This is a genomic window from Mucilaginibacter sp. P4_E8, assembly GCF_056401495.1.
The window spans coordinates 55,840-76,620 of the sequence record NZ_JBFUJG010000019.1 but is presented as its reverse complement, the minus strand read 5'-3'; the positions used below and the strand labels follow the sequence as shown (position 1 = coordinate 76,620).

At 43.3% G+C, this 20,781-nt stretch carries 14 protein-coding genes; 4 read left to right on the top strand and 10 right to left on the bottom strand.

The window, feature by feature from the left end:
* Positions 1 to 291: 291 nt before the first annotated feature.
* The 3 genes from AC1DRQ_RS10845 to proS are packed head-to-tail and all read right to left on the bottom strand — an operon-like array spanning position 292 to position 3,902.
* A complete protein-coding gene (locus tag AC1DRQ_RS10845) occupies positions 292 to 1,161 on the bottom strand; it encodes a TIGR02757 family protein (RefSeq protein WP_477424308.1) in 870 nt (289 codons plus the stop codon).
* 22 nt (positions 1,162 to 1,183) lie between these two features.
* Positions 1,184 to 2,407, bottom strand: a complete 1,224-nt coding sequence (locus AC1DRQ_RS10840; RefSeq protein ID WP_477424306.1) for a cystathionine gamma-synthase — start codon at positions 2,405 to 2,407, stop codon at positions 1,184 to 1,186.
* 22 nt (positions 2,408 to 2,429) lie between these two features.
* On the bottom strand, positions 2,430 to 3,902 hold the full coding sequence (gene proS / locus AC1DRQ_RS10835; RefSeq protein ID WP_477424304.1) for a proline--tRNA ligase: 1,473 nt from the start codon (positions 3,900 to 3,902) through the stop codon (positions 2,430 to 2,432).
* 97 nt (positions 3,903 to 3,999) lie between these two features.
* Between proS and AC1DRQ_RS10830 the strand changes: the two genes are divergently transcribed.
* From AC1DRQ_RS10830 to AC1DRQ_RS10820, 3 genes are all read left to right on the top strand, one after another.
* Complete coding sequence (locus AC1DRQ_RS10830; RefSeq protein ID WP_477424302.1) at positions 4,000 to 4,863, top strand: hypothetical protein; 864 nt, start codon at positions 4,000 to 4,002, stop codon at positions 4,861 to 4,863.
* A gap of 20 nt (positions 4,864 to 4,883) precedes the next feature.
* Entirely contained in the window at positions 4,884 to 6,374 is a 1,491-nt protein-coding gene (locus AC1DRQ_RS10825) for an OmpP1/FadL family transporter (RefSeq protein WP_477424300.1), read from the top strand.
* A gap of 116 nt (positions 6,375 to 6,490) precedes the next feature.
* Positions 6,491 to 6,886: a hypothetical protein gene (locus AC1DRQ_RS10820; RefSeq protein ID WP_477424298.1), complete on the top strand. Its 396-nt coding sequence runs from the start codon at positions 6,491 to 6,493 to the stop codon at positions 6,884 to 6,886.
* 39 nt (positions 6,887 to 6,925) lie between these two features.
* Here the strand turns inward: AC1DRQ_RS10820 and AC1DRQ_RS10815 are convergent, their stop codons facing one another.
* Positions 6,926 to 7,456 carry a lipocalin family protein gene (locus tag AC1DRQ_RS10815; protein WP_477424296.1) on the bottom strand — a complete coding sequence of 177 codons (531 nt, stop codon included), beginning with the start codon at positions 7,454 to 7,456 and terminating at the stop codon, positions 6,926 to 6,928.
* 122 nt (positions 7,457 to 7,578) lie between these two features.
* Between AC1DRQ_RS10815 and AC1DRQ_RS10810 the strand changes: the two genes are divergently transcribed.
* Positions 7,579 to 8,379 carry an SDR family oxidoreductase gene (locus tag AC1DRQ_RS10810; RefSeq protein ID WP_477424294.1) on the top strand — a complete coding sequence of 267 codons (801 nt, stop codon included), beginning with the start codon at positions 7,579 to 7,581 and terminating at the stop codon, positions 8,377 to 8,379.
* An 8-nt stretch (positions 8,380 to 8,387) separates the two neighbouring features.
* On the opposite strand, the gene AC1DRQ_RS10805 is transcribed toward AC1DRQ_RS10810, so the two are convergent.
* The 6 genes from AC1DRQ_RS10805 to AC1DRQ_RS10780 all read right to left on the bottom strand — a co-directional run bounded on the left by AC1DRQ_RS10805 (position 8,388) and on the right by AC1DRQ_RS10780 (position 20,602).
* A complete protein-coding gene (locus tag AC1DRQ_RS10805) occupies positions 8,388 to 10,688 on the bottom strand; it encodes a glycoside hydrolase family 3 N-terminal domain-containing protein (protein ID WP_477424293.1) in 2,301 nt (766 codons plus the stop codon).
* A gap of 12 nt (positions 10,689 to 10,700) precedes the next feature.
* The gene (locus tag AC1DRQ_RS10800) at positions 10,701 to 13,391 is read right to left on the bottom strand and encodes a family 78 glycoside hydrolase catalytic domain (protein ID WP_477424291.1); all 2,691 of its coding nucleotides are present in this window, start codon (positions 13,389 to 13,391) and stop codon (positions 10,701 to 10,703) included.
* Positions 13,392 to 13,649: 258 nt separating this feature from the next.
* Complete coding sequence (locus tag AC1DRQ_RS10795) at positions 13,650 to 15,146, bottom strand: RagB/SusD family nutrient uptake outer membrane protein (protein ID WP_477424290.1); 1,497 nt, start codon at positions 15,144 to 15,146, stop codon at positions 13,650 to 13,652.
* Between the two features lie 42 nt (positions 15,147 to 15,188).
* On the bottom strand, positions 15,189 to 18,590 hold the full coding sequence (locus AC1DRQ_RS10790) for a TonB-dependent receptor (protein ID WP_477424288.1): 3,402 nt from the start codon (positions 18,588 to 18,590) through the stop codon (positions 15,189 to 15,191).
* A gap of 185 nt (positions 18,591 to 18,775) precedes the next feature.
* On the bottom strand, positions 18,776 to 19,939 hold the full coding sequence (locus AC1DRQ_RS10785) for a FecR family protein (RefSeq protein ID WP_477424287.1): 1,164 nt from the start codon (positions 19,937 to 19,939) through the stop codon (positions 18,776 to 18,778).
* 81 nt (positions 19,940 to 20,020) lie between these two features.
* Entirely contained in the window at positions 20,021 to 20,602 is a 582-nt protein-coding gene (locus AC1DRQ_RS10780) for an RNA polymerase sigma-70 factor (RefSeq protein WP_477424285.1), read from the bottom strand.
* Positions 20,603 to 20,781 lie beyond the last annotated feature (179 nt).

The following is a 20,781-nucleotide window of genomic DNA, read 5'->3' as shown; positions in this document are numbered from 1 at the left end:
CCTTACTAATGAGCCTTCCAAACTCTAATTTCTATTTGATGTCACAGTTTAAAACAAGCGGTAAGGGATTTAATCGAGGCATAGGCCTTTAAGCCTGGCAATGACGATAATGAACCCTTACCGTTGTTAACTTTTTCCACAAAAATCAAGGTTATTAACAAAGAAAAAGAAGCAAAAAGAAAGCTTCAACAATAATAATAACCTATATTATTTTGTTGAAGCTAATCTAAAGGCAATGACGCGTGGAGATAAATAAATGGAGATAAACAATAAGGTCAGTGCTTTAATTTCTTAAAACTGCACACCCCAGCGTTCCTCAATGCCTAATCCAAATAAGGCAAAGTCATACTTTACCGGATCGAGCGGATCAAATTCGCGCAGGCGCTGGGTAAGTTCAATGGCGGTTTGCCAGTCGGTTTGCTTGCGGGTAATGAGCAACAGTTTGCGGGATACCCGGTCAACATGCAGGTCAAGCGGGCAGATCAGGTCGGCAGGTTTAATGTGGTTCCAAATGCCAAAATCAACTCCGCAATCATCCTTACGCACCATCCAGCGTAAAAACATATTGAGCCGTTTGCAGGTTGATTTTTGCGACGGCGACGACACATGTTTTTTAGTTCGATGCGGATAATCGGGCAGAGAAAAGAAATATGAACGGAAGTGGTTCAATGCCGCCTCGGCCCCGCCACCTGGCAAATCAAAAGACTCCCCCTTCAGGGGGCCGAGGGGCGTCACAAACGCATCCTCTAATGAATCGAATCGCTCATAATGATATCTGAAAAAGCTTATGAAATACAGTGTATCAATATCATTAAAGGTACGATGCTTAAAACTAAGTAGCTTTTTAAGATCTGGCTCCTGATGGTTTATGATAAAGTCATAAGGAGCACCATCCATTAAGGTAATCAGTTCCTTACATTTTTTGATGATGGTAACGCGCTGCCCCCAGGCCAGGGTAGCCGCCCAAAAGCCCATGATCTCGATGTCGTGTTTTTTACTAAACAGGTGCGGTATAGATATTGGATCGTTCTCAATAAAACCGGGCTGATTGTATTGGGCTACTTTAGCGTCGAGGAAAGCTTGAAGCCCCCCTGCCCCCTGAAGGGGGAGCCTGCCCCTCCCGTCCCCTAAAGGGGATGCTTTTAATGCACCATTACTCATAATATGATTATATCCTCCCCCTTTAGGGGGTCGGGGGGCTCAGTGCTTGCTTCAAATCTTCCAATAAATCTTCAATATCCTCAACCCCTACACTTAAGCGTAACAGGTTATCAACCACACCGGCTTTTTCGCGCTCGGCTTTGGGTATAGAACCATGTGTCATACTTACCGGGTGATTGATCAATGATTCTACACCGCCCAATGACTCGGCCAGGGAGAACACTTTAAATGACGATGCAATGCGGAAAGTTTCCTGCAGATCGGCACCTTTTAAAACAATAGAGATCATACCGCCAAAATCAAGCATTTGCTCTTTGGCGATAGTATGGTTAGGATGGTCGGTAAAGCCCGGCCAGTATATTTTTTCCACCTTGGGGTGAGTTTTCAGGAACTCGGCAATCTGCCTGCCGTTTTCGCAATGTGCTTTCATGCGCAGGTGCAGGGTTTTAATACCACGCAATACCAAAAAGCTATCCATAGGGCCGGGTGTAGCACCGCAGGCGTTATAAATGAACCATAGTTTTTTATACAGCTCTTCATCGTTCAGCATCAAAGCACCCATTACTACATCACTGTGACCGCCAATGTATTTGGTTACAGAATGCATCACCACATCGGCACCCAGATCAATAGGATTTTGCAGGTATGGCGAAGCAAAAGTGTTATCCACCACAAAAAGCAGGTTCTTTTCTTTCGCGATTATGCCTATTGCCGCAATATCCACAATTTGCATGGTAGGATTGGTTGGCGTTTCTATCCAGATCAGCCTGGTTTTATCGTTGGTGTACTCCCGGATGATCTCGGGGTTTGAAAGATCCAAAAAATGGAACTTAATGCCATAATTAGCAAATATTTTAGTGAATATCCGGTACGAACCACCGTAAAGATCGTTCCCGGTTATTACTTCATCACCCGGGGCAAGTAATTTCATCACCGCATCGGTAGCGCCCATTCCGCTTGAAAAAGCCAAACCGAATTTGGCGTTCTCCAATGCAGCCAAACAGTCTTCCAGCGCCTTGCGGGTTGGGTTGGTACCCCGCGAGTACTCATAGCCCTTATTATCGCCCGGCGATTTTTGCCAGTAGGTTGATGTTTGATATATCGGCGTCATGATAGCGCCTGTAGTTGGATCGGGCTCCTGCCCTGCATGTATAGCTTTAGTTGCGAATTTCATTTGTTCAGTTTCGTGTTTCGTGTTTTGTGTTGCGGGTTGCGGGTATCCTGCTACGTATTTAACACGCCACACGCACCCCGCAACACGCTACCGATTAATATGCCCTTGCAAACAACACCCTTTGTGTCGACGGTTTCCCAGTCAAAATGCATTTGCCTTCTTCCTGTTTATTATCCAAAGGTATACAACGAATTGTCGCCTTAGTTTCCTCTTTTATGCGTTGCTCGGTTTCAGGTGTGCCGTCCCAGTGGGCGCTCAGGAAACCTGGTTCTTCATCCAACATACGTTTAAACTCCTCATAGGTATCAACCTCAGTCATATTTTCAGCCCTAAAGTCGAACGCTTTTTTGTAAATGTTGGTCTGAATTTCCTCCAGCAGGGTTTCTATATGTTGTGCCAAACCTTCCTGGTTTACGGTTTCCTTTGTTTTAGTATCACGGCGGGCCAGTTCAACGGTTCCATTTTGCATATCGCGGCTGCCTATGGCTACACGCAATGGCACACCCTTTAACTCGTACTCGGCAAATTTTGCTCCCGGACGGTGGGTATCCCGGTTATCAAACTTTACGGAGATACCTTTAGCCTTTAACTCTTTAGTTAACGAAGCTACATAAGCCGATATATTATCCAGCTCTTCCTGATGTTTATAGATAGGTACAACCACAACCTGAATAGGCGCCAGTTTGGGCGGTAATACCAGCCCGGCATCGTCAGAGTGTGCCATGATCAGCGCTCCTATCAAACGGGTTGATACGCCCCATGATGTTGCCCAAACATAATCCAGCTTATTCTCTTTGTTGGTAAACTTTACATCAAAAGCCTTGGCAAAATTTTGCCCCAAAAAGTGTGATGTACCTGCCTGTAGTGCTTTACCATCCTGCATCAAAGCCTCAATACAATAGGTATCTAAAGCACCTGCAAAACGTTCATTTGGCGTTTTACGGCCTTTTATTACAGGCAATGCCATCCAGTTCTCTGCAAAATCGGCATATATGTTAAGCATTTGCTCGGTTTCGGCTACGGCTTCTTCTGATGTGGCGTGAGCAGTGTGCCCTTCCTGCCATAAAAACTCGCTTGTGCGTAAAAATAAACGGGTGCGCATTTCCCAGCGCATTACATTGGCCCATTGGTTAACCAGGATAGGCAGGTCCCGGTACGATTGGATCCAGCCTTTATACGTGTTCCAGATAATGGTTTCGGATGTTGGGCGAATGATGAGTTCTTCTTCCAGTTTGGCATCTTCATCAACCACAATATTTCCGCTACCATCGTTTTTAAGGCGATAGTGTGTAACAACTGCACATTCCTTGGCAAAGCCATCAACGTGACTGGCCTCTTTTGAGAAAAAGGATTTGGGTATTAACAGCGGGAAATAGGCATTGCTATGCCCTGTATCTTTAAACATCTGATCAAGCACGGCCTGTATCTTTTCCCATATAGAATATCCATAGGGTTTGATGATCATACAGCCCCTAACCGGCGAATATTCGGCCATGTCAGATTTAATTACTAAGTCGTTAAACCATTGCGAATAATCTTCGTCTTTACTAATAACACCTTTGCTCATATTGATTGGATAGAATTTGACTTTGCAATTGTTGTATATTGCGCTCAAATTTATAAATTTAAAACTTATTCGAACTCGAACTTTTCATATACCTGACATGAAACGGAACATTGCTATAGGAATTTTTCTAATCGGCGCCATAGCGCTGAGTTCCTGCTCAACCACCAAACTCGCAAATACCGAAAGCAGTGATGATGTCTATTTCTCTAAAGCTAAAGCAGGTGATGACCCTACTTACGCGGCGGCCGACACATACAACCAAAATGTAGATCAGGATCAGGACTACAATGACGATGATTATTTTTATTACGATGACTATGCATCGCGCATAAACCGTTTCAGTTATTACTCTCCTTTTAGTTATTACGACAATTTGTACTATGGTTATAACAATTACGCTTTTAACAACGGCTTTAGCTTAGGCTTTAATTACGGGCCTTATGGCTATGGATATTCACCTTATGGCTACGGTGGTTGGGGCTTAGGTTTGGGGTATGGTTACGGAGGATGGGGCTTAGGCCTTGGATACGGTTATGGCTGGGGTGGCCCGGGTTGGGGATATGGTGGTTATTATGGAGGCGGATACTATGGGGGCGGATATTACGGCGGCGGATATTATGCCGGCGGCACACCACGTCCTAACCGTGGGGTTGGATATGGCCGTGGCAGCGGTAGTGGTACTGCCAGCACTCCTGGTTTTGGTACGCGTGTGCCCGCCAATAGCGGCATAGGTTATGTACCCGGCGGCCGCGGCACCAATAACAATTATAACCGGCCGGCCCGTACAGATGCACGCCCGTCGCGTTCAGACAATCAGCCGGCACGTGCGGCAGAGGCGCGCCAGGCTACACAGCAGCAACCTACTTATACACCTTCACCATCAAACAACAACTCCGGCAGTGGCACACGCAGCTCAAGCGGAGGTAGTAGCGGTGGAGGCGGCAGACCAGGCAGACCATAATTTTATCACCCTGAGATTCTATGAAAATAAAATACCTACTTACTGTAATTGCTATAGTAGCTATTACTAAAAATAGTTTTGGGCAGTACGCGCAGGATGTGGTACGTTTCTCCACTTTCCAAACAGGTTCTACATCGCGCATAAAAGCCATTGGTAATGCCGGTACAGCTGTAGGTGGCGATTTGAGCTCCATTAGCGGTAATCCTGCCGGTTTGGGTTTCTTTACACACTCTGAATTCAGCATAACCCCTGAGTACAATGGTTCAAAAGTAAATTCAACCTATTTTGGCCAGACCGGTAACACCAGTAAAAACAATGGCAATTTAAATAATGCCGCGGTTGTAATTTACCAGCAGCTTAATACCCCAAAAGGGCGCGATAAAACCAAAGGCTGGTTAAGTATTAACTATGGGGCTGCTTACAGCCGTACCAATAATTTTTATGAAGATATAGCTTACAGTGGTAGAAACCCGAGCAGTTCCATATCTGATTATTTCGCCGGCATTGCCAACAACCGCCCCAACGACGCTTTAGGCGGCTGGGCATATAAGCAAGGCATTGTAGATAATTTTGGCACCAATACCAACCCCGACTTTGCAAGCACAGTTTCGACACCTATAAATCAAAACGGAATAATTTCACGTGTGGGTGGACAATCGGAGTTTGATTTTTCTTTTGGAGCCAATTACAGTAATAAACTATACCTGGGTGTGGGTGTTGCTATTACCGATATCAGGTATGATTATTTTCGCCAGTTTACAGAAACGGGCAGCGCATCCATACCTCCCAACGGTGGTACTGTGGGTGTGCCTACTGATTTTAATTCGGCTTATGTACAAAGTCAGTCAACAAGGGGTAACGGCGCCAATATCAAATTAGGTGTTATTTATAAGCCGGTTGAAGCCTTGCGCTTAGGCTTTACCTTTACATCTCCAACTTTTTATAGTATCGACGACAGCTACAACGAGGGTTTATCAACCAATATCAGCGGCAGGGCTGGTCAAAGTGATGAATTAGGTTCAAGTACATTTAATTATAATATGCGCACACCGCTTAAACTGGCAGGCGGAGCGTCTTTTTTTATAGGTAAATATGGCTTTATAAGCGGCGATGTGGAATATATTGATTATGCCAGCGCGCATATAAACAGCAATGTCGACTTTGATAACACCTCAGATATTACCCAAATCAAATCTGATTACCGTTCAACCATTAATATCCACGCCGGTGCCGAAGCCCGCATAACCAGTATGTTTTACTTACGTGGCGGCTATAGCCAGCAAGGCAGTCCGTTTAAAAATAACAGCACTGCCACTGATGTTACAGGCGACATCAAAACAGTTACCGGTGGTATAGGCCTCAGGTTTGGCGCATACTATATTGATGCCACCTACGCACATGTAACAGGTTCGGAGCTGATATCCCCTTATCTTATTGATGCAGGAAACCCGACAGCCAGCTTCAAAAAAACCAATAACAATGGTTTCCTGACTTTGGGATATCGTTTTTAAATGATACCCCATTGAAAAAGCCTTTCTAAATATAACCAGAAGGGCTTTTTCATTAACCAAGCACATGTAATAAGCTATTTACTAATACGTTAAATGATAATTGCAATCTTTAACTTATGAAGAGACTATTACCTGCAATTTGTATTATAGCCTTATTGTATTCCTGCAAAAAGGACAAGATCCCTTATGAAAAGATCTCGGGCGAATGGAAACTGTTCAAAACTACAAGAACATATTTTCCTCCTGATACCGAAAAAAATACTGTTGATACAACAGCCAGAACAAACTATGAAATACTAAACTTCAATCATAACGGTAGCGGCGAGAGTAACTATGGGTTGGGTGGCTTTACCTATTCATTAAACACCTTAAAGTTTTTTTATGCTCGTACCGGATACTATGAACATTGGAATATTGCACTCATAAGCACAGATACACTTACTTTAACATATAACAATGAAACTATTGATCCTAAATACCGGATTGTAAAATACTATAACAAAATTAAATAAGCGCGTTTAAAGCCTATTTGTCCATAAAAAGCTATCACACTAAATACTTGATACATCAGCTATCTGCTCGGTCTTCACCAGCTGCCTTACGTCAAAACCCTTATTGGCTGCATTAACTACTAATTGATTATAGGTGTGCTCATCCAAAGTAGGGCGACGGCTTAATATCCATAGGTAATTGCGGTTGGGATGTCCTACTACAGCATAGCTGTAATCACGTGCAAGGTCAATGATCCAGTATTTACCGCGAAAAGGCCAATAAAACTGTACTTCTAATTTCGCATTGGTATTATCGCTTACAAAGGCCCTGCCTTCGGTTATTTTTAACTTATTATTCCTGATACAACGATTTTTCACAATTAGAGTACCATCGGTATTTAAGCCGTAAGTTGCCGATGTACAACTACATCCTTTTTCAAAACTTTGCGGAAAGGCAGCTATTTCAAACCAGGTGCCCAGGTATTTTTTTAGTTCAACGTACTTAACAGTTTCTAATGGTTTATTCCTGGCTTGCAGCGCTAAAGCAGTTAAACCTAAAACAACAGATGTTGCCAAAATCTCTTTCTTCATACAACATCAACGATTATCGGGCGCAAAAAGTTTAAGGAATAAATGTATAATTAGGTCATTTAACCGCTTTAAATATTTAATTACCTTTGCGCCAATCCATTAAATAAGGGTACTTATCAGCAATGCCACAGGTAATAAACATCAGTATTTTAGGTTGCGGCTGGTACGGAACTGCGCTGGCAAAAACGTTAGTAAATACCGGTTATCATGTTAAAGGATCAACTACATCGCCACAAAAATTGGAGGCATTAGCGGCTGAAGGGATTGAACCTTACCTGGTTAATTTTTTACTGGAGGATGAAAATTATGATGCCGTTTTTTTCAATTGCGATGTATTATTAGTTGCCATCCCTCCAAAAAGCAGATCAGGCGAAGGACCAAATTACATTTATAAGATACAGCGCATGATCAGTATGGCAAAGCAGCAAGGTATTAAAAATGTAATTTTCATTAGCTCGACCGGTGTTTATGCTGATTTAAATAATGAGGTGAATGAAGATATAGACCCTCAACCCAATACCGAAGCCGGCAAAATATTACTGGCAGCTGAGGATCTCTTCAGAGCGGAAACATCATTTAAAACGACCATCATTCGCTTTGCTGGATTAATTGGCCCTGGCCGTGACCCGGGCAGATTTTTTGCCGAAAAAAAGGATATACCAAATGGCAAGGCCCCTGTGAACCTGATCCATCTTGATGACTGCATTGGTTTAAGTATGGCTATTATTGATATGAAGGTATATGGTTATTTGTTTAACGCTTGTTCGCCCGATCATCCTGCACGCGCTGCTTTTTATACACAGGCATCTATAAATTCAGGATTGGAAGCTCCCATTTTTATTTCCGAATTAAAGGAATGGAAAATAGTGAGGAGCATTAACATTGAACCCATTTTAGGCTACCGGTTTAAAAGGCTTTTATAGCGCATAGCTTACTCTTTATATTCCAGCGTTTTTTTAAGCACAACATCCTCTGCCGAGCGGGCTATCATTACATCAAATGTACCGGGTTCTGTTACCTGTTTCATATCGGTATTCCAGATGGCAATATCATCCGGCTTTACGGTGAATTTTACCGTTTTGGTTTCACCGGGTTTCAGACTGACCTTATCAAAACCTTTTAAGGCCATTACCGGCGTAGTAACTGAGTTTACTTTATTGCCGAGGTACATTTGTACCACCTCTTTACCCAACACATTGCCCGTATTGGTTACATCAACTGAAACCTGCACCTCCTGGTTTTTATCAAATGAAGTAGCCGAAACCTGCATATTACTGTATTTGAAAGAGGTATAACTTAAACCATAACCAAAAGGAAACAATACATCAGCTGATGAAAAAACATAATCCTGACCAGGTTTATCAGGCGAACCCGGATTATGGTAAAAACCTTTATTGGAGGTTACATGATTATAAAATACCGGAATATGCCCCACAGATTGCGGGATAGATACGTTTAACCTGCCAGAGGGGTTTACCTTACCAAACAGGATATTTGCCACAGCCGCACCACCCCTTTCGCCAGGGTACCAGGCCTCCAATATCGCCGGGATGTTTTCCTTTTCCCAACCGATGCTCCAGGGGCGGCCATGTACCAGCACCAATATCACGGGTTTACCGGTTTTATAAATTTCCTGCAACAGTTCGCGCTGCACACCTTCGGGGTTTATATCGGTAACGTCATAACCCTCGCCACAGGTAAAGGGGTCTTTGGGCTCACTTTCAGGGGCATGACCGTTCCACCCGACGCCCGAAAACACTACGCTGGTAGTACCCAATACTACAACCACAGCATCACTGTTCTTAGCGGCAGTAATGGCCTCGGCAAATCCACTTTTGTTGTGCCCTGATAAGGTGCTGCCTTTGGCATAATTGATCCTTACTTTATTGCCTACCAATTCCTTAATGCCATCCAAAATGGTAGTACCAGAGCGATTGTCGCGGGTAGAACTGTAATCGCCGTATTGCACCTGGTTGGCATTGGGGCCAATTACAGCCAGCGATTTTAGGGTATTTATATTTAATGGCAACAACTGTTTATCATTTTTTAACAGGATAATGGATTCCTCAGCTATTTGTTGCGACAGGGCGATGTGCGCCGGGGTATGTACCCGCTTTTTAAGCTGCAGGGTATCAACCAAAGGTTTTTCAAACAAGCCCGCTTTAAATTTGACTGTCAGGATGCGGGCTACGGCGGTATCAATCTGTGCCTCTTTTACCTTACCAGCTTTAACCAATTCAATTAGTTTGGCATACACATCAGGCTTGGGGGCTTCCAGATCCACGCCGGCATTTAGGGCTTCGGGAGCAGCATCTTCTGCATTTTTAGCGATATGCTGAAAACTGTATAACATCCTTAACCCCTCATAATCAGAAAACACATAACCCTTAAAACCCCATTCCTTGCGTAATACCTGATCCAGCAAAAAGCGATTGGCATGTGCCGGTACGCCGTCCATCTCATTGTATGACGGCATTACCGAATATATGTTGGCCTTTTGTACCGCATCCCTGAATGGCACTAAAAACATAGAACGCAATTCGCGCTCGCCGATGGATGCAGGCGCCAGGTTAATACCAGCCACCGGAATACTATAAGCGGCAAAATGTTTGGCTGTACACATTATTTTATCCTTGCCTAAACCTATTAAACTCCCCTTCGCGTCGCCTTGCATGCCGGTTACAAAGGCTGTACCCATTTGGCTCACCAGGTAAGGATCTTCGGCATAACATTCCTCAACCCGGCCAAAGCGAGGATCGCGGATGAGGTCAAACAATGGTGATAGTGCCTGATCAACACCTGATGAAGATGCTTCGTAAGCGATAACCGAGCTCATTTGCCTGATCAGCATAGGGTTCCAACTGCTCCCCTGGGCTATGGCCTGTGGAAATATGGTAGCTCCCGAAGCCAGTTGCCCATGCAGGCATTCTCCTATTTGTATAGGTGGAATACCCAAACGTGTTTTTTCGCAGGCATACTTTTTTGCTTTAATGGATAATGCTGCAATTTCATTTATGGTAACGAACGGGCTTTCGCAAACGCCATAAGCGATGGGATTATCCAACGAGCCTTTTAAGCTGTTCATGCTCATTTGCCCTACCTTTTCGTCAAGTGTCATGCGGCTAAGCAAGTCCTTTACACGTATCTCAACAGGCGCTTTAGGGTCTTTATAAACCTGGGCGTTTACAGTTGTTATGGTAAAAAATGTCGCGATACATAAACTCCATTTCATTTGCCCTAATTTCTAATTAATGTGTTTACCGTAAGTTTTTAAGGTATACACAAAATGATAAGTGCCCGAGCCTACGTTTAACTGCGCGTCATTACCTATTTTTTGAATCCCGGTAATTTCTTTTTCGGTATTAATATCCAGGCCACTCTCCGTGATCTGATCGGTTACGGATGGCAGCACGATCTGGGCTGTGGTATTAGGCGGCACAATCACATCAAGCGTAAATATGCCGTTGTCAATACTCCATGCAGATTTCACCTTGCCATATAAAGTTTCCAGCTCGGCCTGTGTGCTGGTAAGCTTTCCACCCGGATGGGGCGCGATGATTATTTTATGGAAACCCGGCGAACTTTCGTCAGTGTTTATGCCCGCAATAACCCGGTACATCCAGTCGCCAATAGCGCCATAAGCATAATGATTAAAAGAGTTCATTTCAGGATCTTCAAAACTCTTATCGGGTTTAATACCATCCCAACGCTCCCAGATAGTAGTTGCCCCGTTTTTTACAGGATAAAGCCATGATGGGTACGACTCTTTCATAAGCAGATCATAAGCAATATCGGTATGCCCAAAACGGCTTAGCACATGGCAGATATAGGGTGTACCTAAAAATCCGGTAGTGATATGTTCGTCATAATCTTCAATATTATGTACCAGTCTTTTTGCAGCCGACTCCCGTAAATTTTCGGGCAGCAGATCAAAGTTCAAAGCCAGCACATAGGAGGTTTGTGTACCTGATATCATACGCCCATTGGGGGTTACATATTCACTTTGAAATGCTTTTTTAATGTTATATAATAACAGGGTGTACTTTTGTACATCCTCATTTCTGCCCAATATTTTTGCAGCATTGATCAATAATTGCGTTGAATGAGCATAAAATGCCTGTGCTATCAAATTTTTATCGGTAAGAGCGGCGCCATCCTCATAATTTGTGCCAGCATAAAACAACCAATCACCAAAGTGGTTACCGGTATCCCAAAGGTAATTTCGGCTATGAAGCTGTATGTAGCCCACCCAGGCCTTCATGCTTTCGTACTGCTGCTGCAATACCTGCTTATCGCCATAGGCCAGGTAAATGTTCCAGGGGCCAATGGTAGCCACATCGCTCCAGCCAGACGCTGCGGCGGAAACACTATCCAACACATTGGGTACTACATAAGGCACCGCGCCATCCTTATGCTGATCGGCCGACAGATCTTTAAGCCATTTGGTAAAAAAGCCGGCCACATCCATATTAAAGGTAGCAGTACGGCAAAAGGCCTGCGCGTCGCCAGTCCAGCCCATGCGTTCATCGCGTTGAGGGCAATCTGTAGGTATATCAATAAAGTTACCTTTTTGACCCCATTGTATATTATGCTGCAATTGGTTTATGAGCGGGTTTGATGTGGAGAACTGCCCCGTTTGTGCCATATCTGAATATAAAGCATAAGCAGCCAGGTTGGTTGAATCAAGCGGGCCTTTATATCCTACTACCTTCAGAAAACGAAAGCCCTGAAAAGTAAAATGCGGTTCAAAGGTTGCAACACTATCGTCTTTAAAAACATAGGTAATTTCCTGCTTGGCCGTACGCAGGTTCTTGGTGTAAAAATTACCTTTCTGATCAAGCACCTCGGCGTGGTAAAGCTTCATGGTATCGCCCGCATTGGCCTTTAGCTTAAATTGCACCCAGCCTACCAGGTTCTGGCCAAAATCAACCACCCTGTCGCCCTCGGGTGTGGTAAATACTTTAAGTGGTAAAAACTTCTCATGTTTTTTTACCGTTGGGCCAGCCGTTGCTATCAGGTTACTCTTTATAGTTTCATCAGTTTTTACTGTATCCCAGGTGAGGTCACGATAAGTAGGATTTGTCCATCCGGTTTTTTCTTTGCGGGCATCATAAACCTCACCATCAAAAAATGAAGAGGCGCGAATTGGACCATAAGCCACTTTCCAGCTTTTATCAGAAGTAATGATCACTCGCTTACCATTGGTATAAACCACTTCGAGCTGATAAAGCAAGCCGAGTTTTTTACCATATACATCTTTTTTACGGTTATAGGTATAGCCGCGGTACCAGCCATCGCCAATAGTTACCCCCGTGGCATTATCACCTTTTTTAAGCATCGATGTAACATCATATACCTGGTATTGGATCCTTTTGTTATAGCTTGTCCATCCGGGGGTAAAATAATCGTTCCCAACTCTTTTGCCGTTGATCTGTGCTTCAAATACGCCATGCGCGGTTACATACAAATGAGCAGCACGTATTTTATGATCTAATTTAAAAGCCTTACGGAACATTGGGCTTGGACCGCCGGTGGTATCAGATACATAGTTATCCTGAATCCATTTAGCCGTCCAGTCTTCGGGTTTAAGTAGGCCCATTTTCCAGAAGTTTACCATACTCCAGGGTGTTACCTGGTTCTTATTATTCCAAACCCTAACCTGCCAGTAGCACTTTTGACGTGATGTAAGCGTAGGGCCGCCATAATAAACATGTACTGACTGATCAGATGGTATCTTACCAGATGTCCATATTAAATCCTGACCTTTTGTTAATGATACCGCATTGCTGCCAACCCGTATTTCATAATACGTTTGCTGAATATTCCTATCCTGTGTGATCAGTTTCCAGCTCAGGCGCGGGTTTGCCACATCAACAGCTATAGGATTAACTTTATACTCACATATCAGATTATCAACCTTGAAATTAACAGGCATATTTTGAACCTGTGAAAAGCCCTTATGAAGGAAAAAAAATAATATAACGATAATTAAGTATACCTTTTGGGGCACACCCTTTTCGGCTATGTAATTCATGCTATTAAAATATAGCTTTAGAACGATTTTGTTTTAACATACAACACATTTTTTTACTTAATAAAGTTAAATATGATCCATTTGTTACAATATTAAGATTATATAAGCTATAAACGTATTGTGGCTCCATGAAAGTTTCATGAAGCCATAATTACATTATTAATGTTCCAGATTCCCTTCATTTAAGGGATATTGGAAAAGCAGCCGAATATTGGAATAAGCAGCCGAATTGACCGTCCAATAGGGTTTTTTAAATGCTTTTTCTCTGGCACCATGGGCTGTCATTACACCAGCAGCTTTTCCTGTACGCAGCAAGTCAAACCAGCGGTGATTTTCAAAACATAGTTCAACTTGCCGTTCATGCGCTATGGCATCACGGAAAGCATCCTGGGTTGCCACGTTTAAGGCAGGGTTCGCGTTCCCGGCTGTTTTATCTTTTAGCCCTGCACGATGCCTTACCAGGTTTAAATACCTAAATGCATCGCCACCGCCCGCAAAACCCTGCTCGTTCAGGCATTCGGCCAGCATCAGGTAAACATCTGAATAACGATATACCGGAAAATTATTGCCTGTAATGCCCTGAACTGCGGCTTTACTCTGATATTTTTTTATAAAAGGCATGGTGATGCCATACTCATCGGAGGTAAAGGTTTCATCAACAGCGGCGGCCCTTCTTTTATCGCCGGGTTCAAAAGCGTTAAGCAGGTCCTGGGTAGGTATGTTCCAGCCGTTTTGCGCGCCGTTGGCTATCTCCCACCCCGTTACCGAATCATCATACACATCCCAGGGCACAAAAGTGTCAATAAAATCGCTGCCCAGGCCATTAGGTCCTTCAATATACTGTATCTCAAAGATGGATTCGTGGCCATTCTCTTTCGCCATATCAAAATTATCGGCATAGTTAGGATTAAGCATATAAACATTTGAAGATATAACGCTGCGGAGCAATGGAGTGGCCAGGTCAAATTTTTTCTGAGTCATGTAAACCTCGGCTAAGAGGGTTTCTGCTGTACCTTTGGTTACTCTGCCAGAATCCGTCCCGCCTGAGTATTTAAGCGGCAACTGGGCTATGGCATTTTTGGCATCGGTAATAATGGAATTGTAAACTGCATCTACATCAGCCTTAGTGGCTACCTTATAAGCATCGCCCACCGACTGTATTTCGGTAAGCACCAGTGGAACACGGCCAAACATGCGCACCAGGTTAAAATAATTAAAGGCCCGCAAAAAATTAGCCTGCCCGGAAACAACGTTGGTTGTGGCTGTATCAAGCTTAGCTGCAGGTAAACGGCCGAGTATAACATTACAACGACCTATACCGGTATAGCTGGCCTCAAAAAACGCCCCAACCAAATCGTTATTATTCAGCTCCCTGAATTCATCTATTTGCTCTTTGTTGGTGCCTGAGCGGTCATTAGGATTATATTCATAGGATGTATTATCAGATCGCATTTCGCCCATGGCCCAAAATGAGCCATTGTATAAGCCCTGAAGCGGCGCGTAGGCACCGTTAATGGCCTGAGTGAATTGAGCGGGTGTTTTGTAAAAATTCTCTGTATTTTGGGTAGACGTGGGCTTGCGGTCCAGATAATCCTTTTTGCAGCCGGCAACACCGGTAGCGGTAAGGATCAAAGATATATATATATATATTTTCATGATTTCTGTTGTTATGGTTTGAGTTTTCATTTGGCAGATCCGTTAAAATGTCACATTACAACCTACAGTGTAAACAGCAGAAACAGGATAACCTGTAAAGTTCACATTTGGCGAAAGCGACCTGTTACCCTGCTGCCCATCGATACCAACCTCGGGGTTACCACCTTTATAGCCGGTAATGAGGATGGCGTTTTGAGCGCTGAAATAAACCCTGAAATTTTTACTGAATTTGGTTTTAAAGTTGTAACCCAAATCAATATTCTTGACCATGAGGTAGGAGTTACTCTCGACCCAATAAGACGGATAGTAGTCACGGGCCAGGTCGGTATTTGAAACGGTGGTTGGTAAAAGTCCGGCACCAGGCTGCTGCTCTGACCGCCAGCGTTGCATCACCGACTTTTCTACATTGAAAACCCCGTCCAGATTAGTGGTGAACTGTTTGTACATATCAAACACGTGCCCGCCAACCGACCCTGCAGAAATGATATTCATATCAAAGTTCCTGTACGAGAAGTGATTATTAAAACCAAAGGTAAATTTAGGAAACGGATTGCCGATAGGCCCCTGGTCGTCGCCATTAATAACGCCATCACCATTGATGTCTTTATATCTGATAGTACCAACTCCCTGTCCGTCAAAATGTGGGTATTTATCCAGGTCGGTCTGGTTTTGAAATATGCCCTCAAATACATAGCCGTAAAATTGGCCTAAAGGTAAACCTACCTTAGTTATGCTGGTTGGATTATCATTGGCAGGCGCATCATATATCTGTGGTGTTGGTCCCAGATCAAGAACCTTGTTGCGGTTAAACGACATATTAAGGTCTGTTGACCAGTTAAACCCGCTGCCAATAATATTTTTGGTAGTTAAGGTAAACTCCCAGCCCCGGTTACGTACGTTGCCTACATTGGTTAATGTACCACCATAGCCCGATACAATAGGTACCGGAATGAATTGCAGCATATCTTTGGTATAACGATTATAATATTCGGCAATTAAATAGATACGGCCCTTGAACAGGGAAAGATCCATGCCAATATCAAGCTGGCGGGTTGTTTCCCAGCCCAATTCTTTATTTCCCAGTGTGGTTATAGAAGCGCCCGGAACCAGGTTGCCGCCAAAAGTATAGTTGGTTTGGTCAACATCTGGTATATAATCATAGTTGCCAACATTGTTATTACCGGCCAAACCATAGCTTGCTGTAAACTTCAGCTGATCAATAGTAGGTATTTTAGGGAAGAAGGATTCGTCGGAAATTCGCCACCCGCCCGATACAGACGGAAACGTACCCCACCGATGCCCAGGAGCAAACCTCGATGAACCATCCCGGCGGATGGAGCCGCTTAACAGGTATTTATCTTTATAAGCATAGTTTACTCTGGCTATTAACGAGAGCAGGCGCCAGTCTTCGTCGAAATTATTATCTTTTGGCGCTGTTATAATAGTACCGGCACCAACGGAATGAACGGCATCATCAGGAAAACCGGTTGCGAAGGTAAAACGATTACGATCTGTTTCCTGCTGAATAGAATAGTCGCCCAGTACGGCTAAAGTATGGTTTCCCCATGTTTTTCTGTAGTTAACGGAATTTTCGTTAAGCCAGTTAAACGAGCTTGCCGATGTGGCAGAGGCAATAGCCTTTTGCTGGGTGCCGTCGCGGTTAGGCGTGTTGAACGCACCGAGGAACGATGGTCGGAAATAATCCTGCGATTTGGTTTGATAATCGACCCCAAAAGTTGAACGTAAAGTAAGACCCGGTATAATAACCCATTCTGCATAGGTATTGGCAAGGGTGCGAAACTCATTACGTTTATTTGTGGTATTCACCAGCTCGCTCACCGGGTTGGCATTCTGGAATGTTCCCGGCGAACCGATCACATTGGTAAATGAGCCGTCGGGTTGCTTTACAGGCACCAACGGACTTTCCAGATAAGCCTGACTCAACACACCGGTTTGAAAGTGGCCATCTGTTTCCTGTAAATTCCTAAGGCTATAGGTAGGTGCTATACTAAGGCCAACGGTTAAATTTTTGGCCACATTAGCGTCCATATTACCTTTTAAAGAATACCTTTTGAAACCAGTATTCAGTACAGTACCCTGCTGGTTAAAATATCCCATAGAAAACAACGACCGTACTTTCTCTGTACCATTTGATACAGTAACATCATAGTTTTGCATTGGTGCAACACGTGTAACGGCATCAAACCAATCGGTACCTTTACCAAGTGATGTCGGGTTTTTGTATTCATCAGGTATGGGGTTATCTGTTCCATTGGCCTTATTTGCATCTTGTATGGCCTCGGTACGCCATTGGGCAAACTCAGCAGCCGTCATCATTTTAAGCTTGCTTTTTGGCAAGATACGCTGGATCCCTGTTGACGTATTTACAGTAACCGTCGACTCCCCCTTTTTAGCTCTTTTAGTGGTGATCAGGATAACTCCGTTAGACCCGCGTGAACCATAGATGGCTGTGGAAGCCGCATCTTTCAGTACACTGATATTTTCAATATCATCGGGGTTAATGGTACTTAAAGGATTTGAATACTGATCAAAACCAGGAGAAATAGGAAAACCGTCAACCACATATAACGGATCATCACCTGCACCTACTGATCCCGCGCCACGGATGTTAACGGAAACACCACCGCCCGGCGTACCTGTTACCTGGTTTACAGTAACACCGGCAAGCTGACCGGCAAGTTTCAAATCGACACTGGCGGCTTTGATCTCTTTAATGTTGGCCATTTTTACAGTACCTACGGCACCCGTAACATCTTTTCTTTCCAGATGGCCATAGCCTACTACTACCACTTCGTTTAGCTGGGTATTATCATCTTCTAATACAATATTGATAGTAGTCCGTTTATTTACCGCTTCCTCTTTTACTTTAAAACCTACAAACGTAAACACCAGTATGGCGTTATCCTCGGCCTGCAAACTAAACTTACCATCAACCCCTGTAACCGCACCTATGTTTGTTCCTTTTATTTTAACATTAACACCCGGCAGCGGCTGGTTTTGCTTGTCTACCACCTGCCCGGTCACCGTTATAGGCACAGGGGCAGTATTGCTTGCAGCCGCATCCTTTTTATTTACAATAATTGTTTTGTTTTCAATAGTGTAAGTAAAGGGCTCGTTTTTAAAACACTGCTGTAATGCTTCATCAAGCGACGCGTTTTTTAATGCTACGGTAACCGGCCTGGCCAGCTTAATATCATTGTATTTATAAAAAAAATAGTACCCGCTCTGTTTTTCAATAGCGGTAAATACTTTTTCAATAGCAGCATTGTTGGTGCTTAGTGTTATAGTTTGCGAGAAACTTTTGGCGCTAAGCTGCAAGCAGCCGATAATAACTAATAGTACCGTTAATTTCATAGTCAAAAACAGTTTTGATGTTGATGTACGGGGAACGTAAAATACTTTACCCCTAAAGTTTAATTGCATAACTTCGTCAAGTTTGGGTTAATGTGTCTGTTAATGATTCTCAGTAAGCTTGATCCAACTATTCTAATCCGGGAGTGTTGCGAGCACTTCCGGTTTTTTTGTGGATAAGCAGCGGGTGGTTGCGTTAATGGATTCGTCGGCGTTTGGTCATAGTCATATTTAATAGTTGTTTAAAATTTAGTTAGCTATGGAGTTACAGTTATCTTTTTGTTTTCAATTTTAAAATGGACATGGTTTAGCTCCAGAATATGAAGCACCTGTGACAGTTTTACATTGCGCTCAATTTTACCTACAAACTCATCATCAGGTATTTTACCTTCATAAGTAACCTCGGTATCATACCACCTGCTAAGCTGTTTCATAATATCCTGGATGCTTGCCCGTCTAAACTCAAAAAATCCGTTTTTCCAGGCAATAGCCTCATCGGTATCCGCATCAATAACCTGTACATTATCATCCTTAACAATGCCCTGCTGACCGGGCTTCAGAAAATTACGCTTACTACCATTGTTTAACTGAATGGCACCTTCCAGCAGGGTGGTTTTTATCGCTGCTTCATCGCTATAGGCCATGATATTAAAATGGGTGCCTAAAACCTTTACCTGCATCTTATCAACTTTTACCATGAAAGGTTTCGCGGTATTTTTTGCCACCTCAAAATAAGCCTCGCCGGTTAGCTCCACACTACGTTGGTTACCGGCAAAAGCAGTAGGGAATTTTAATGACGAAGCCGCGTTTAGCCAAACCTTTGTGCCATCGGGCAGTATAACCTGGTATTGGCCGCCGCGGGGCGTAGTGATAGTGTTATAGGTAATTGGTTCATTAGTTGCAGCATCATTACCCCTGTCAACCGCGTAAATAAGTTGTCCGTCTTTAGTTTTTCTGATACTGATCTTTCCTTTTTTGGCAAGGGTGCCAATTTTGGCAGAATCCAATACCAGTTTGGCACCATTTTCAAGTGTGAGTATGGCTTTGTTATTGCCCGGGTCAACATCGTGCTTGATGGCTTTTGTACTATTGGCGATGAATGACCGTTTGGCGTTTAGCTGAATATAGTAGTATGTTCCGGCTCCGATAGCCACCAGTATAATTGCTGCTGCAGCTACATTCCTCATGGTAAAGAACCTGATCACTTTAGGCGGATGCTGTTTTTTTGACTGATAAACAGTTTGCTGCAAACGCTTAAGCATTTTAGCCTCCAGTTGCTCTTTTACACCCAATACAGATTCGTCCCACCCCTGGGTGGACTGAAAACTATCGAAAAAATCCAATAACAACCGCTCCTCTTCGGCAGAAGTTGTTCCGTTTAAATACTTATCAATAAGTTGTAAAAATTCCTGCTGCTGCACAATCTGGTTTTTTAAGGAGAGTATAAAAACCAGCTTATCCCCTACGCAGCAATCAAAAATTTATTAATTATTAAGTAACCGTTATTTTTTAATTAAAAGAAACAGCACCTGGAGCAGGAACGTACTGCCTATAGAGGTTCGGAGCTGCCGCAAGGCTTTGGTTAGATGGTTTTCGACCGTTTTGGTAGATATGTTTAATTGCGACGCGATTTCCTTATGGCTTAAACATTCTTCGCGGCTTAATTTGTATACCTCCCGGCATTTTTCGGGGAGGGTGCTTACTATTGAGCTTATCCGGGCGGTTAGCTCTTTATATTCAATATTGTCATAAACTGCAGGGGCATGTATGCGTTGTAAAACATCATCATAAATATCGCCCCTTACCGCGCCCGTTCGTATTTGCCGGTAAACTTCATAACGGATGGAGGCATATAAATAAGCTTTTAACGATACGGTGATGCGGGTGTTGTACCGGTTGTTCCAAAGTTTGATGAATAATTCCTGTATGATATCTTCGCAAACCTGTCTGTCTTTTAAAACATGAAAAGCTGAAGTGTAAAGTACTTCCCAGTATCTTTTATAAATCGCCGATAGTGCCGTTTCATCGTCCTGTTTTAAGCGGTCGATTAGTTGTATATCACTTAAAGCTCTTTTATCGGACATATTTCAACCGGGTTAACATCAAACCATATTGTTAATTTAATTAATATTAACCGAATGTTTATATAAAACACCAACCCGTAAAATCAACCTGAATAACAGTCAGTTATACGAGGTAACAATTTATCAAGGAATTGGTTGTAGTAAATTGAAATGTATTTACATTTAGTTTATTGACATCA

Coding starts and splice junctions, on each gene's coding strand:
- AC1DRQ_RS10845 (WP_477424308.1), bottom strand. CDS start 1,161: ATGAGTAATGGTGCATTAAAAGCATCCCCTTTAGGGGACGGGAGGGGC.
- proS (WP_477424304.1), bottom strand. CDS start 3,902: ATGAGCAAAGGTGTTATTAGTAAAGACGAAGATTATTCGCAATGGTTT.
- AC1DRQ_RS10830 (WP_477424302.1), top strand. CDS start 4,000: ATGAAACGGAACATTGCTATAGGAATTTTTCTAATCGGCGCCATAGCG.
- AC1DRQ_RS10825 (WP_477424300.1), top strand. CDS start 4,884: ATGAAAATAAAATACCTACTTACTGTAATTGCTATAGTAGCTATTACT.
- AC1DRQ_RS10820 (WP_477424298.1), top strand. CDS start 6,491: ATGAAGAGACTATTACCTGCAATTTGTATTATAGCCTTATTGTATTCC.
- AC1DRQ_RS10815 (WP_477424296.1), bottom strand. CDS start 7,456: ATGAAGAAAGAGATTTTGGCAACATCTGTTGTTTTAGGTTTAACTGCT.
- AC1DRQ_RS10810 (WP_477424294.1), top strand. CDS start 7,579: ATGCCACAGGTAATAAACATCAGTATTTTAGGTTGCGGCTGGTACGGA.
- AC1DRQ_RS10805 (WP_477424293.1), bottom strand. CDS start 10,688: ATGAAATGGAGTTTATGTATCGCGACATTTTTTACCATAACAACTGTA.
- AC1DRQ_RS10800 (WP_477424291.1), bottom strand. CDS start 13,391: ATGCCTGTTAATTTCAAGGTTGATAATCTGATATGTGAGTATAAAGTT.
- AC1DRQ_RS10795 (WP_477424290.1), bottom strand. CDS start 15,146: ATGAAAATATATATATATATATCTTTGATCCTTACCGCTACCGGTGTT.
- AC1DRQ_RS10790 (WP_477424288.1), bottom strand. CDS start 18,590: ATGCAATTAAACTTTAGGGGTAAAGTATTTTACGTTCCCCGTACATCA.
- AC1DRQ_RS10780 (WP_477424285.1), bottom strand. CDS start 20,602: ATGTCCGATAAAAGAGCTTTAAGTGATATACAACTAATCGACCGCTTA.